Consider the following 14,149-nt stretch of genomic DNA (forward strand, 5'->3'; position numbering starts at 1 on the left):
AGCATGATGGACGCGGAGTCGAGGGATGCGGGGTCGACGCGGGTAGCGCGGATCCAGCTGCCGGACGGGACGCCGGTGTGGGCCCGGATATCGGGGGCCGAGGAACTGTCCGCGCCGTCGGGGGGAGGGTCGTCGGGGGGACTGTCGTACACGGACACCGGGTTCGCCGAGCGGGTCGAGGCGAGTGTCGAGAGCCTCCAGTCGCTGATCACCGGTGTCGCGCGGTCGCTGTCCGGTCCGCTGCGGGCGGTGCGGCCGGACGAGGTGAGCGTCGAGTTCGGCATCGAGCTGACCGCCAAGGCCGGAAAGGTGGTGGGCCTGCTCGCGGACGGCGAGGCCAAGGCCGCCCTCACGGTCACCCTGACCTGGAACGGGGACGGCCCGCCGGACACGGACGCGGACACGGCCACACCGCCGACCCCGTCCCGGCGCGCCCCCACCCCCGGCGGCGCGTCCCCGCCCGCCGCCCAGGATCCCCACACCGGCGCGTCGGCCGGCGTCCGGGGGCACAGGGGTGTCGGGGGCGGCGGCGTCGGGGGCACGGAATGACGGAGCGGTACGACGGGGGCGCACCGGACGGCTCCGATGCTGCCCGGCTTGCCCTGCGTGAACTCGTTCTCGCGGCGACGGTGCGCATTCATCGCCCGGGCGCAGGGTATGCCCCCGACGAGCCCGGCGGCTTCCTCGGCAGCGGCTTCTTCGTGGCGCCGAACTGGGTTCTGACCTGCGCGCACGTGGTTCACGCGGAAGAGGGGGGCGAGGTCACCGTGGTGTACCGGACCAGCCCTTACGACGACCCGTGCGCCGTGCCGGGGGAGGTGGCGGCGACCCTGCCGGAGCAGATCGGCCGACTCGTCCCGGGGAGCTGGCCCGCCCCGGATCTCGCGCTGGTCCGGCTCCGCGTGCCCGCCGGCCACACGTGCGTGTACGTCTCCGAGCGTCCCAACCCGCACTTCGGCGGGAACCGGGTGTACTACGCGGGGTGGACGGGCGCCCGGGGCCGGCTGGAGATCCTGGACGGGTACCTCTCCGTCCAGGGCACGATCAGTGCGTGGTCGCCGGAGGAGCAGGTGCGGCTCGGGCAGAACGACCTGCCGCCCGGTGTCTCGGGCGGTCCGGTGATCGACCCCGTGCGCGGTGAGGTCGTCGGTGTCCTGAAGTCACGCGCGGACCAGGGGGCGGGGGGCACGTCCATCGGGGTCGAGCAGTTACGCACCCTCCGGGCACCGACGGGAGCGGCCGGGACCGGGCGCGACACCGACCACGCGAGCAGTCCGAACGCCGACCGGCTGAGCGGTCCGCCGACCGCCTCCCTCCCGAACGCCGAGCGTGCGGGCGGTCCCTCTCCGGTCGGCCCTCTCCCGAGCGCCGCCCACGCGAGGGGTGCGTCTCCGAGCGGCTCCCTCCCGAGTGCCGACGGCACGAGTGGTCCGCATCCGGTCGGCCCCCTCCCGAGCGCCGCCCACGCGAGGGGTGCGTCTCCGAGCGGCTCCCTCCCGAGTGCCGACGGCACGAGTGGTCCGCATCCGGTCGGCCCCCTCCCGAGCGCCGCCCACGCGGGCGGTGCCTCTCCGAGCGGCTCCCTCCCGAGCGCCGACCGGACGAGTGGTCCGCATCCGGGCGGCCCCCTCCCGGATGCCGAGCGCGCGGGCGGTCCGCACACGGTCGGTTCCCTCCGGAGCGCCGAGCACGCGGGCGGTCCCCACCCCAGTGGCTCCCCCCGTACCGACGCCCACGCCGACGCCGACGGCCTCCATCCCGACGACTTCCCGCCCGGCCGCCTCACCCCCGCCGGTCTCAACCCGGAGGGGTTCCCCGCGGGCGGCGTCCACCGGGGCGACCTCTACCAAGCCGTCTTCCACGCCCACGACCGCTATCACCGCGACCGCCAGCAGCCCTCCGACTCGCCGGCCCCCACCTGGGCCGACATCCAGGGTGAACTCGGCGCACGCCCCGGTCGTGCGCTCAGCCCGCACGAGCGCGGTGAACTGCTCGGCCGGCTGGCCGATCTGCCGCCCCCGGCCAGTACCCGCGGCCTGCTCGACATCCTCGGCTCCCTGCCGGGCTTCCGGCTCCCGTCCCTGGTGCCCGCCCCGCGTGGCTGGCGGGACGGCCTGGGCGTGCTCTATGAGCACGCGCGGCAGGACGGGGCACGCAGACTCGTCATCGACTACGCGATGGGCGTCCTGGCCGCCGACCGCGACCTGACGCCCAGCGTGCGCGCAGCCGAACGCGCCCTGTGGGACTGGGTGCGGCACGCGTCGACGGGACTCGACAGCGGCTACCGCACCGAACTCGCCCGCCGCCGCACCGAGTTGCTGGGCCGGGTGTCTCCGGTGCGTCCGGTGCGTCCCGGTCACGAGCGGGCCGACGACACCGGTCAGGTGCCGGCGGAGCGCCCCGCCCCGCATCCGTCCCCCGCCCCGCACCCGTCCCTCGCGCCGCCCGGCCCGTCCGTGCTCCTGGTGGTGCTGCGCCGGGGCTGGGAGCCCGACCACTGCGACTGGTCGGTCTCCGTGGCGGACGCGGACGGCGGCACGCGACTGCTGCACGAGACCCAGCGCACCCCGCTGGCCGGCCTCGACTCCCAGGTGGCCGCCCCGCTCACCGAGGCCTTCCGGCAGTGCGACGAGCCCGGGCGGCCCGCCCCCCTGCACGTGGCCCTGCCCCATCTGCTCCTGGGCACGGCGGTGGACGACTGGCGGCTGCGGCCCGACGGGGTCCCGCTGGGCGTGGAACGGCCGGTGCTCGTGCGCTGCTCGGACCGTGACCAGCTGCCCGACGAGACGGCACAGGGCCCCGGCGCCTGGCCGGCGGCGGGCTGGGAGTCGTACGACGACGAGGACGACGAACGGCGGGACCGCTGGCGCCGGCTCCACGTCCGTCAGGCGCGGGCCGAGGTGCTGGACTGCGACGACGGCGTCCGCAGGCCCGTACCGGACACGGCGGCGCTGCGCGGCCTCGCACCGCATGACGTCCCCGTGCTGTGCCGCCTGGGCGACCTGCGCTACGAGAGCGACCCCGCCTCGCTCGGCCGGATCCTGCGCGCCGGCTTCGGGGTGGCGGTGTGGCGCCGCTGGCGGCGGGAACCCGAGTCCGTGTGCGGAGAGTTCCACCGGGGCGCCAAGACGGTCGTCGACGACGGCCACGGCGTGGCCCTCCTGCCCGAGGTGGTGCACGGGCTGCGCAGGCAGGTGCACGCGGGGCTCACCGAGGCCTACTGGGCGCACGGAATAGCGCTGTTGTACGACGATCCGCACAGGCCCCTGCCCGGCACCGGAGATCTGCTGGAGGCGCCGTGACGCGGGGTGCGCGTTCCCTCCGGATCCTCTTACCAGGCGTCCTGAGGGTCGATACCGTGATGCACGTGCGACGGCTGCCGTGGCGGACGAGTGACGACGAGGACCGGACATGACCGAATCCAGTGAGTGGCTCATCTACCGGGGCGCCGGGGAACCGCACGACGGGATGAGCCGACTCCCTCCGCCGCCGCCCTGGCGGGACTTCGCCGGCCGGGACGCGGGCGGCGACGGCTCGCAGGACCGCAGGCTCGGCGCGCACCGGCATATGGCCGAACTGCACCGGCCCGGCGCGGAAGAGCTGGAGATGATCAACGCGGCGCTCTACCTGCGCCGCCCGCTCCTCGTGACCGGCAGCCCCGGCGCGGGCAAGAGCACGCTGGCCCACTCGGTGGCGTACGAGCTGGGGCTCGGCGAGGTACTGCGCTGGTCCATCGTCAGCCGGACCACGCTCCAGGACGGGCTGTACCACTACGACGCCATCGCCCGGCTGCAGGACGTCCAGATCGCCGCGCAGGGGGGTTACGGCACGGCGGCGGGCAGTCCCGGAGCCGTGGAGGCCATCGGCAGTTACATCCGGCTCGGGCCGCTCGGTACGGCCCTGTTGCCCTCGGACACCCCGCGGGTGCTGCTCATCGACGAACTCGACAAGAGTGACATCGACCTGCCCAACGACCTGCTGAACGTGCTGGAGGAGGGCGAGTTCGAGATACCGGAGCTGCAGCGCATCGCCGACCGGCTGCCCGACGGTGAGGCCGAGGTGCTCACCGCCGACGGCACCAAGGTGCGGGTGCGCGACGGCCGGGTGCGCTGCCACGCCTTCCCGTTCGTGGTCCTCACCAGCAACGGGGAGCGGGACTTCCCGGCGCCGCTGATGCGCCGGTGCATTCACCTGGAGCTGGGCCGGCCGGACCACAACCGGCTCGCCACCTTCGTCCGCGCCCACCTCGGGGACGAGGCCGCGCGGGCGGGCGACGACCTGATCGCCCGCTTCCTTGAGCGCTCCCGCAGCGAACTCCTCGCCGCCGACCAGCTGTTGAACGCGATCCACCTCACCGACGCCGCCGCCCCGCCGAGCCGCGAACGACTCGCCGACCTGCTCATCCAGCGACTCGACCGTTCGAGGTGAGGCGTTGATGCCCGACGCAGCGGCACGACACGGCCCGCTCCCCCGGGACCCGGCCGGCCGGTCCGGCCCGCCCCGCCCTCCTGACCCTTCCGACCCGCCTGCCCCCGGACCCGCCCCCGGTCCTTCCGACCCGCCCGCCACCGCCCCCGGCCCCGGTCGCGCCGATCCGGCCGGCGGTGACCCCTTGGCCGAACTCGTGCGCCGGCTGCGGGAGATCGGGCTGGAGCCCGATGCCGAGGGGCTGAGCGACGCGTTGTGGCTGGCGTGCCGGGCCGGGGCGGACGACGCGGGCGAGGACGAGGCGACGGCCGGTGGGGGAGGGGGACCGGTTCCCGGGGAGGAGGGCGCGGGCGAGGGCGCGCACGGGCAGGGCGGGAGCGACCCCGGGGGGCCGGCCGTGCGGCCCGCTCCGTGGCAGGGGCCGCAGACGATCGACGCCGGGCCCGACCGGCGTGTGACGCTGTACCCGCTGCCCCGGGACGGCGCCCCGAGCGCGCACGGGAACGGGCGGATCACGGCGCTGCCGGTCGGCGTGCCCGCCGCCCCGGCGCTGCCCGCCCCCCTTGAACTCCAGCGCGCCCTGCGGCCGTTGCAGGCCTACCGCAGCGCCGCACCGGCCCTGCGCACGGTGCTGGACGAGACGGCCACGGCCGAGCTGAGCGCCCGCGCGGGCGGTCTGATCCTGCCCGTCCGGCGCGCCGTGACCCGCGGGGACGCCAGGCTCCAGCTGGTGCTGGACGCCGCCCCCTCGATGCGGGTGTGGGACCGGCTGTTCACCGAACTCCACCAGGTGTTCGCCCAGTTGGGCGCGTTCGGCGACGTCCAGGTCAGCCATCTGCACGCCGGCCCGGACGGCGAACCGGCGGTCAGCCGCAGCCCGGACGCCCAGGCGGCCCCGCTGCACAGCCTGGACCGGCTGAGCGACCCCACGGGGCGTCGGATCACCCTGCTGGTCAGCGACTGCGCGGGCCCGCTGTGGCGCAGTGGCCACGCGCACCGGCTGCTGCACCACCTGGCCCGGCTCGCCCCCGTCGCGGTGCTCCAGCCGCTCCCGCAGCGCCTGTGGAACCGCACCCGGCTGCCCGTGACGTACGGCGAACTGACCCGTGGCGACACCCTGGGCGGCACCGCACTGCGGGTGCGCACCCCCGACGGTGCCCTGGTGGCCGCGCCGCCGGGTGTGCTGCCCGTACCGGTGCTGCCGCCGGAGCCGGTGGCGCTCGGGGCGTGGGCGCGGCTGCTGTCCGGGGCCGGTACCGGACCGGTGCCGGGAGCGGTGGGCTGGGTGCGCGGGGACCAGCCGCCCGCGCCGGAGCCGCGCCGCACCCGCAGGCCGACGTCGGTGGAGCGGGTCAGCAGGTTCCGTGCCGCGGCCTCCCCGACCGCCGGCCGTCTCGCGGTGTATCTGGCCGCCGCCCCGCTGTGCCTGCCCGTGATGCAGCTGGTGCAGCGCACCATGCTGCCCGGCTCCGGCCCCTCCGAACTCGCGGAGGTGCTGCTCGGCGGCCTCGTCCAGCGCGCCGGGGAGGACTACGGGCAGGGTGACGCCCAGTGGTACGAGATGGACCCGGACGTGCGCGAGGCGCTGCTGTCGACACTCGGCCGGGACGAGGCGGTGCTGGTCCTCAAACACTGTTCCGAGTACATCGAGCAGCGCTTCGGCAAGGGCGGCGCCAACTTCCCGGCCCTGGCCCTCGCCCAGCTCGGCGGCGGGGAAGCGGCCGCGGCCGACCGGGAGTCCGCCGCGGCCCGCGCGCGTGCCTACGCGCCCGGCTACCCCGAAGAGAACGGCGACAACGGCGAGGCCACGCTGGTCCCGCAGCCCTTCGCCGAGGTCGCGGCCCGGGTACTGGAGCGCTTCATGCCGCTGCCGGAACAGTTCCGTCTCTACGGCACCCGGGGCAACGGCGTCCCGCCCGGGGAGCGGCCCACGCATCCGGCGGTGGTCCGGGCCCGCGACCTGCTGGCGCGGTTCGACACCGAGGGCATGGTGCAGGACGCGATCGACGCCGTACAGCTGCTGCGCGGCGCCACCGAGCACGAACGGCCGGCCGGGGCCGATCCCGGGCTGTGGGCGGAGTACGCCTACGCCACACTGCGGCTGTGGGAGGTACAGGGCGGGGCCGAGCTGCTGCGGGAGGCGGAGAGCGCCGCCGAGCGGGCCGTGGCGCACCCGCACGCGCTGCGGGAGAGGGCGGCGCTGGCCCGGGTGCTGCGCGCGGCGGCCACCGACCGCAGGCGCCGCGGCGACCAGCACGGCGCCCTGGACCTGCTCAGCCGCGCCGACCGGGAGTACGCGGTGGCCTGCGCCGCACCCGGGCTGGACCCGCAGGAGGCGCTGGGGCTGACCCTGGAGCGGGTGGGCGCGCTGGAGACGCAGTGGCGCCTCGGCGGTGACAGCGCACTGCTGCAGGGCGCGGTCGGCATGCTGGAGGCGTTCGCCGACATCTGGCCGGACCGCCGGCACCGCCCGCCCGAACTGCCGCTCGCCCACGGCAGGCTCCTGCTGCGCCTGGCGGACGCCACGAGGGACCCGGAGCAGGCCCGCGGCTACGCCGAGCAGGCCTCCCGGTCCCTGCGCGACGCGCTGGCGGCCGAGGCTCAGGACGCGACCCCCGGCGGCGCCGACCGGGCGTGGGAGAGCGTCCGGATCCGTCTCGACCTCGTCGACGCCCTGCTGCGGGCGGGCGGGGACCTGGCCGAGGCCCAGGACCGCCTGGACGAGGCGCTGGCGAGCACCACCCGGCGCAGCCTGCGCTCCCTGCTCCACGTGCGGGCCGGACGGGTCCGGGTCGCCCGGTACACCGAGTCGGGCGACCTGCGTGAACTGCGGGACGCCGCCGGTGCGTTCGCGCTGGCGGCGGCGGACATGCCGAGGGACGCGACGGGCTACTCCGACGTCCTCGCCGAGTGGGGCGAGGCGCTGCTGCGCCGGGCGGGGGCGGAGAGCCCGGCCCGTGCCTGGGAGCCGCTGTCCCAGGCGATCCGGGTTCTGCGGGACTGCCGTACGGAGACGCCCACGGGCAGCCCGCACACGGCGTACCGGCTGCTGATGCTGGGCCGGGCGCTGATCCTGCGCTACCGGCTGCGCGGCGACCGGGTGGACCTGCGGGAGGCCGAGCACCTCTTCGGCCTGGCGGCGGCGGACGCGGACGATCCGCTGCTGGCCGCCCGCTGCCGGCTCCAGCTGGGGCAGGCGCAGTACGAGGCCCACCGGAGCCTGGGCCGGCCCACCCGCCTGGACGACGCGGTGGACGCCTTCCGGTCGGCGGCCGAGTCGGCGCGGGAGGCCGAGGAGGAGGCCGAAACCGAGCGCGGGCGACTGGACGCGGTGGAGCTGGGTGCGCAAGCGCACCACTGGCGGGGTATGTCCTACGAGGCGGCCGCCCGCCCCCGCGCGGCCCGCGAGGCCTACCGGGCGGCACGCGCCGAGTGGACGCGGCTGCCCGACGGCAGTCTCGGCACGGGCGGCCCGACGGCGGCGGACACGGCGCTCCGGCTGGCCGAGCTGGAATGAGCACACGGGCAGGGGAGACAGGGGAGAGGGGAACGCGGATGAGCGCACGGGACGGGGCACCCGCACCGGAGAACGCCGGGCCACTGCCGGATCTGCCGGCGCTGGACCTGGAGGAGCTGCGCACGGTCCGGCATCCCGTGCTCGAGGAGGTGCTGGCGGGCCTGCGGGAGCGGGCACAGCGCCCGAGCGAGATGCTCTGGGGCTTCAACAACTGCCTCTGACCGGTCAACCAGGAGCAGATACAGACAACTTCGCGCGGGCGGGGTTTGCGCCCGGCCGCTGGCCGGGAATGCGCGTCCATACGGGCGGAAGGGGCCGTGGCGCGCTCGTATCGCAGCCGGCGGGGCCTACGGCGTGGGGGTGCTGGAGTGTCCGAAGACACCGCCGCCTGTCTGCCGTCCCAAGACCGGCTCCCCCGCCCCTTCCGGCAGTTCATCGTGAAGATGCACGGCCGCTGCAACCTCGCCTGCCGCTACTGCTACCTGTACGAGGGCCCCGACCGCACCTGGCGCACCCGCCCGGCCGCCGCCCCCGCCGAGGTCCTCCGGCGCACCGCCGACCGCATCGCCCGGCACGCCCGCACCCACGCCCTGACCACCCTGTCCCTCGTCCTGCACGGCGGGGAACCCCTGCTGGCCGGCGCGGACGCCCTCGCCCGCTTCACCGACGACGTCCGAGCCCGCGTCCCCGCCGGCTGCACCGTCCAGGCCACGGTCCAGACGAACGCCACCCTGCTGACCCGCGAGCGGGCGGCCGTCCTCGCCCGGCACGGCATCCGCATCGGCATCAGCCTCGACGGCGGCACCGCCGCGCACAACGCCCGCCGCGTCGACCACGCCGGACGGCCCTCCTGGCCCGCCGCGGCACGCGGAGCCCGCCTGGTCGCCGAGCACTTCCCCACGGCGTACGCCGGCCTCCTCACCGTAGTCGACCCCACGACCGACCCGGTCGACCTGTACGAGTCCCTGCTCGCCCTCCGCCCGCCCGCGCTGGACCTGCTGCTGCCGCACGGCAACTGGTCGGCGCCGCCGCCGCACTGGGGCGGCGCCCGCCACGGCGCATGGCTGTGCCGGGTCTTCGACCGCTGGTGGGCGGCCGGGCACCGGGAGACGCGGGTGCGGCTCTTCGAGGAGTGCCTGGCGCTGCTGCTCGGACTGCCGGCCGCCACGGAGTCGCTCGGGCTCCAGCCCTTCGACGCCGTCGTGGTCGAGACGGACGGCTCGATCGAGCAGGTCGACTCGCTGAAGTCGGCCTACGAGGGTGCCGCCGAGACCGGTCTCGACGTCTTCCGGCACGACTTCGACCAGGCCCTGCGCCACCCCGGCGTCACGGCACGGCAGGCCGGCCGGGCGGGCCTGTCCGACCGGTGCCGGGCCTGCCCGCTGGTCGCGGTGTGCGGGGGCGGACACTACGCCCACCGGTACCGGGCCGGACAGGGCTTCGGCAACCCGTCCGTGTACTGCGCGGACCTGCAGCTCTTCATCCAGCACGTGGCCGGACGGCTGGCCGGGGACACCCAGGGCACCCGCCCCGCGGCCCCGGCCTCTCTCGAAGGGGGCACCCCGTGATACTTCCGGCGGTCCCGGACCGGGCACTTGACGAACTCGGCCGCACCGAGGGCGGTCCCGGCACCCTCGCGCTCCTCGTCCGCGACCAGGACACCCGGCGCCTGCTCATGCTGCGCGCCGTGCTCGACGCCGCCGAGGCGGCCGGCCCCGCCGTCTGCCCCGGCGCGGCCAAGGACCGGCTGCGGGAGGACTGGGCGCTGCTGACGGCGGCTGACCGGGCCACCGGCGGCGGCGCGCACTCCCCGGCCCGGGCGCGGCTCACCCATCCGCTGACGGGCCCCTGGGCAACGCGCTGCCTGACCGGTCTGAGCCCCCGCGACGGCCGGCTCACACCGGACAGCCGTGGCGAACTCCTGCGCGACCTGGCCCACTTCAGTGCGGTCGCCGCGGTCGCGGCGGCCCGCGCCGGCCTGTCGTTCACCACCTGCCTCACCGCGCGCGACGGCGTCCTGACCCTCCCCTCCCTCGGCGCCCTGCACACCGCCGAGCGGGCGGACGTACGGGTCGAGGTCCGCTGCGCCGACGGCCGGCTGACCCTCCGCCAACCCGGCGCGCCCCACGTCACCGTGCACCTGGAGCAGGGCACCGGCGCCTGGTCCGCGACCCCCGCCTGGACACCGGCGTACGCCCTGCCCGGCCTGGTGCCCGGCACCGGCCCCCTGCCCCTGGACGACCTCGACCCCTACCGCGTCCCGCCCCGCGAGGCGGGCCAGTACGCGCTGAGCGGCCCCGCGACCCCCGACGACGCCGAACGCAAGCGATGGCTGCAGACGTGGTCCGGCACGGCCGCCGTGCTGCGCACCGGGGGCGAGCAGCGGCTCACCGAGGCCCTCACCCTGCTGCGCTGCCTGGTCCCCCTGGAACCGCCGCCCGGCTCCGACGGCCGCGGCGGCTGCAGCGCGACCCGGCGCGAGGCGTTCGGCGCGCTCCTCAGCAGCGCGCCCGCGACCCCGGTGGCCTTCGCCGCCACCCTCGTGCACGAACTGCAGCACACCAAACTCGCCGCGCTCAGCGAGATGACGGAACTGCACCGGGCCGGCCCCGAGGCCCGCTACTTCGCTCCTTGGCGTCCCGACCCGCGGCCGTACGACGGTCTGCTCCAGGGCGCCTACTCCCATCTGGCGCTGGCGGACTTCTTCCAGCGCCGGGCGCTGACGGACCCGGCCCGGCGGGAGTCCGCGTGGGCGGAACACGCCCGCTACCACGCCCAGGTCGGCGCGGCCCTGCCCGCGCTCGTCGGCTCGCCCGACCTGACACCGGTGGGCCGCCGCTTCGTCGACGGCATGGTCGCCGTCCACGAACGGCTCGCCGAGCGTCCCGCACCCCGGGGGTACACGGCGCGCGCGCAGGCGTACATCAAGGCCGTACGCACCCTGTGGACACAGCGTCAACCTCCGGCACCCCCGCTCACGAATCGATGAAATGCCGACTTCCCGCTCTCCGCTGCGGGAAGATCGTCGGGCCGAGGCGTGCCCCGCTGCAGTCACCGGACTCCCCAGGGCCGCGCCGAGGTTCTACGATTTCAGGACTACGTGCTGGAGGCCGCTGCATGTCTGAAGCTCGTACGCCGGTCCGGTCCACCGGGAAGGGGGCCGCGCGGCAGACCGTCACGATCAGCTTCGCCGGGTTCAACCGGCCCTGGGCGGCATGGATCGGGGACCGGCTGGAGCGGCGCGGTCTGCGGGTGGTCTACCTGCGCTGGGACGCCCCGCCGGACCAGTCCCTGGCCGGCCTGCTGCGCGACCTCACCCTGGCCGAGGGCCGTACCCTGATCCTGGTCAGCGAGTGGTACTTCCAGCTCGGCCCGCGCACCCACGAGGAGTGGAACGCGGCCCTGCGCGAGGTCGTCGCCCCCGACCCGGCCAGGTTCGCCGCGGTGTCCGTCACCAACGCCTCCGTGCCCTCCGCCACCGCCGCCCTCGCCCCGGCCGACCTCACCAACATGGGCGCCGACGAGGCCGAACGGCGCCTGCTGGACCGGCTGGACGTGCCGCTCGACACGCCCGTGACCGCGGACGTCACCCGCCCGGCCCCGCGCTTTCCCGCCTCGATGCCCGACGTCTGGGGCGGCGTACCGCGCCGCAACACCCGCTTCACCGGCCGCGAACCGCTCCTGAACGACGCCTACCACCTCCTCCAGGGCAGCGAGCCCGGCGCCGGGGTCCTCACGCTGCACGGCATGTCCGGGGTGGGCAAGACCCAGCTGGCCGCCGAGTACGCCTACCGGTTCGGCTCCGAGTACGACGTCGTGTGGTGGGTCGGCTCCGAGAAACGGGTCACCTACCGCCGCCTGCTCGCCGAACTGGCCCCCAAACTCGGCCTGTCCACCGGCCCCGAGTACGGCGAACGGCTGCGCGCCGTCCGGGACGCGCTGCGCCGCGGCGACCCGCACTCCCGCTGGCTGCTGATCCTCGACGGCGCCGACGAGCCCGAGCAGATCTGGGACCTGGTCCCGACCGGCCCCGGCCATGTGATCATCACCTCCCGCAACCCCGAGTGGGGCGAGCACAACAGCAAACTGCTCGAAGTGCCCGTCTACGCCCGCGACGAGTCGGTGGCCTTCATCCGGCGCCGCGCGCCCCGGCTGAGCGAGGCGGACGCGGACCAGCTGGCGGAGGCCCTGGAGGACCTGCCGCTGCTGCTGGACCAGACCGCGGGCTGGCTCAACGACTCCGACCTGTCCGTCGACGAGTACATCGCCCTCCTGGAGGGCGGCATCGACCAGGACGTGGTCAAGGTGTCGGCGGACTTCCCGCTCGCCTTCCAGACCGCGTGGTCGATACTGCTGAACAAACTCCGCGAGACCGTCCCCGAGTCGGTCGACCTGCTGCGCCTGTGCACCTTCTTCGCCCCCGGGTTCATCCCCGTCCGGCTGCTGAAGGAGATGTCCCACGACGACCTGCCCGAACAGATCGCCGGACTGCTGGACGACCCGCTGCTGTGGAACAAGGCGATCAACCAGCTCCGCCAGTACTCGGTCGTCCGCCTGGAGTCGCACGAGGCGGCCCTGGACGAGACCGCCTCCGCGGGCGAGTCGGTCTACCTGCACCGCATGGTCCACCAGATCGTGCACAAGGACATGCCCGAGCAGGACCGGCGCGAGTTCATCGAGGTCGTCCGCCGGGCCCTGGCCGAGGCGGACCCCGGCCGTCCCACGGACACCCGCAACTGGGACGCGTACGCGGAGATCGTGCCGCACCTGAAGTACGCCGACGTGCTGCAGAGCAAGGACCGCAAGGTGCAGTCGCTGGTGCTGAACTGTCTGCGGTACATGCTGTTCGCGGGCGAGTACACCGCCGGCGTCAACCTCGGCGCGCGCGCCCTGCGCGCCTGGCGCCGTCTGCTCGGCGAGTCGCACCCCCGGGTGTGGGAGCTGACGTACCACTACGCCAACCTGATGCGCTCCGCCGGCCGTTTCCAGGAGACCGAGGCCATCGACCGGGCGGCGATGCAGCAGCTCCGCGAGGACCGCGGCGAACACGACCTGGACCATCTGCGGATGGCCGGCGGACTCGCCGCCGACCTGCGTGAACTCGCCCAGTACGAGGACGCTCTCGAACTGGACCAGTGGCTCTACCCGACCTACCGCGACCTCTTCGGCGAGCAGGACTCACGCACCCTCAACGCCCTGAACAACCTCGGCTACACCATGCGGCTGCTGGGCCGCTACGAAGAGGCCAGGACCATCGACCTGAAGACGCTGGAGGCCCGCCGCCTGCTGCTCAAGGGCCGCCATCCCTGGACCCTGTTCTCCGAGGCGTCCTACGCGATCGACATGCGTCTGCTGGGCCGGTACTCCGAGGCCGATTCCGCCCAGACCAAGAACGTGCACGAATACCACCGCGTCATGGGCCGGGACCACCAGAGCACCCTGCGCGCCGAGCACAACCTCGCCCTGTGCAAACTGCGCGGCGGAGACCGGGCCACCGCGGGGGAACTGCTCACCCATGTCCTGGAGGGCTACGAGCGCAAACTCGGCGACACCCATGTGCACACCCTGGCCGCCGCGGTCAGCCAGAGCTGCTTCGCGCGCGAGCACGGCGACATCGACCAGGCCCGCGAGGCCAGCGAGTCCATCATCGCCCGCTACGAGATGCTGCTGTCCGAAGGGCACCCCTTCCTCATCGGAGCCCGCGCCAACCACGCCCTGGTCCTGCGCAGCGTCGGCGAGCGCGAGCACGCCCACGTGCTCATCGAAGAGGCACTGGCCGGCATGACCGCGGCCCTCGGCGAGGGCCACCCGCACACCCTCGGCTGCGCCATCAACGCCTCGGCCCTGCGCAACCTCGTCGGCGAGCCCGAGTCCGCCGCCGAACTCAGCAGGGTCACCAGCCTCCGGGCCACCGAGACCCTGGGCCGCACCCACCCCCTCACCCTCTCCGCCCGTATCGCCCACGCGGCCGACCTACGCGCCCTGAGAGACCGTCAACAGGCGGAGAAGGTCGAGCAGGAGGCCCTCTCCGACCTGGCCGCCACCCTCGGCCCGCAACACATCCACACCCTCTCGGCCCGCTCCCGCAACCGCCCCTACTGGGACTTCGAACCCCAGGCGAACTAGACGCCCCGTAGAGAAGCGCTCCCCAAAGGGGCGCGGGAAACTGCGCGGCAAGCCACAACGAGCCGGCACTCGCAAACG

Annotated in this window: 8 protein-coding genes; all 8 read left to right on the forward strand. The window is 75.0% G+C overall.

Annotated elements, in window-relative coordinates:
• Positions 1-3: 3 nt before the first annotated feature.
• Entirely contained in the window at positions 4-549 is a 546-nt protein-coding gene (locus ACWC94_RS11005) for a CU044_2847 family protein (RefSeq protein ID WP_450796205.1), read from the forward strand.
• The gene (locus ACWC94_RS11010) at positions 546-3,302 is read left to right on the forward strand and encodes a VMAP-C domain-containing protein (protein ID WP_450796206.1); all 2,757 of its coding nucleotides are present in this window, start codon (positions 546-548) and stop codon (positions 3,300-3,302) included. Before ACWC94_RS11005 ends, ACWC94_RS11010 begins: the two co-directional genes overlap by 4 nt.
• Positions 3,303-3,411: 109 nt before the next feature.
• Positions 3,412-4,428: an AAA family ATPase gene (locus ACWC94_RS11015; RefSeq protein WP_450796207.1), complete on the forward strand. Its 1,017-nt coding sequence runs from the start codon at positions 3,412-3,414 to the stop codon at positions 4,426-4,428.
• Between the two features lie 184 nt (positions 4,429-4,612).
• Positions 4,613-7,945 (forward strand): SAV_2336 N-terminal domain-related protein, encoded by a 3,333-nt coding sequence (locus tag ACWC94_RS11020; protein ID WP_450796208.1) that lies wholly within the window; start codon positions 4,613-4,615, stop codon positions 7,943-7,945.
• A 38-nt stretch (positions 7,946-7,983) separates the two neighbouring features.
• The gene (gene fxsA, locus ACWC94_RS11025; protein ID WP_450796209.1) at positions 7,984-8,166 is read left to right on the forward strand and encodes an FxSxx-COOH cyclophane-containing RiPP peptide; all 183 of its coding nucleotides are present in this window, start codon (positions 7,984-7,986) and stop codon (positions 8,164-8,166) included.
• Positions 8,167-8,388: 222 nt separating this feature from the next.
• Entirely contained in the window at positions 8,389-9,513 is a 1,125-nt protein-coding gene (locus tag ACWC94_RS11030; protein ID WP_450796248.1) for an FxsB family cyclophane-forming radical SAM/SPASM peptide maturase, read from the forward strand.
• Positions 9,513-10,934 carry an aKG-HExxH-type peptide beta-hydroxylase gene (locus ACWC94_RS11035; RefSeq protein WP_450796249.1) on the forward strand — a complete coding sequence of 474 codons (1,422 nt, stop codon included), beginning with the start codon at positions 9,513-9,515 and terminating at the stop codon, positions 10,932-10,934. The genes ACWC94_RS11030 and ACWC94_RS11035 overlap by 1 nt, the downstream gene beginning before the upstream one ends.
• Positions 10,935-11,062: 128 nt before the next feature.
• Positions 11,063-14,071: an FxSxx-COOH system tetratricopeptide repeat protein gene (fxsT, locus tag ACWC94_RS11040; protein ID WP_450796210.1), complete on the forward strand. Its 3,009-nt coding sequence runs from the start codon at positions 11,063-11,065 to the stop codon at positions 14,069-14,071.
• Positions 14,072-14,149 lie beyond the last annotated feature (78 nt).

The sequence above is a fragment of the Streptomyces sp. NPDC001135 genome (genome assembly GCF_053598395.1).

Bases quoted from the DNA above. Each gene is read 5' to 3' on its own strand.
- ACWC94_RS11030 (WP_450796248.1), top strand. From the start codon at position 8,389: ATGCACGGCCGCTGCAACCTCGCCTGCCGCTACTGCTACCTGTACGAG.
- ACWC94_RS11010 (WP_450796206.1), top strand. From the start codon at position 546: ATGACGGAGCGGTACGACGGGGGCGCACCGGACGGCTCCGATGCTGCC.
- fxsT (WP_450796210.1), top strand. From the start codon at position 11,063: ATGTCTGAAGCTCGTACGCCGGTCCGGTCCACCGGGAAGGGGGCCGCG.
- ACWC94_RS11015 (WP_450796207.1), top strand. From the start codon at position 3,412: ATGACCGAATCCAGTGAGTGGCTCATCTACCGGGGCGCCGGGGAACCG.
- ACWC94_RS11005 (WP_450796205.1), top strand. From the start codon at position 4: ATGATGGACGCGGAGTCGAGGGATGCGGGGTCGACGCGGGTAGCGCGG.
- fxsA (WP_450796209.1), top strand. From the start codon at position 7,984: ATGAGCGCACGGGACGGGGCACCCGCACCGGAGAACGCCGGGCCACTG.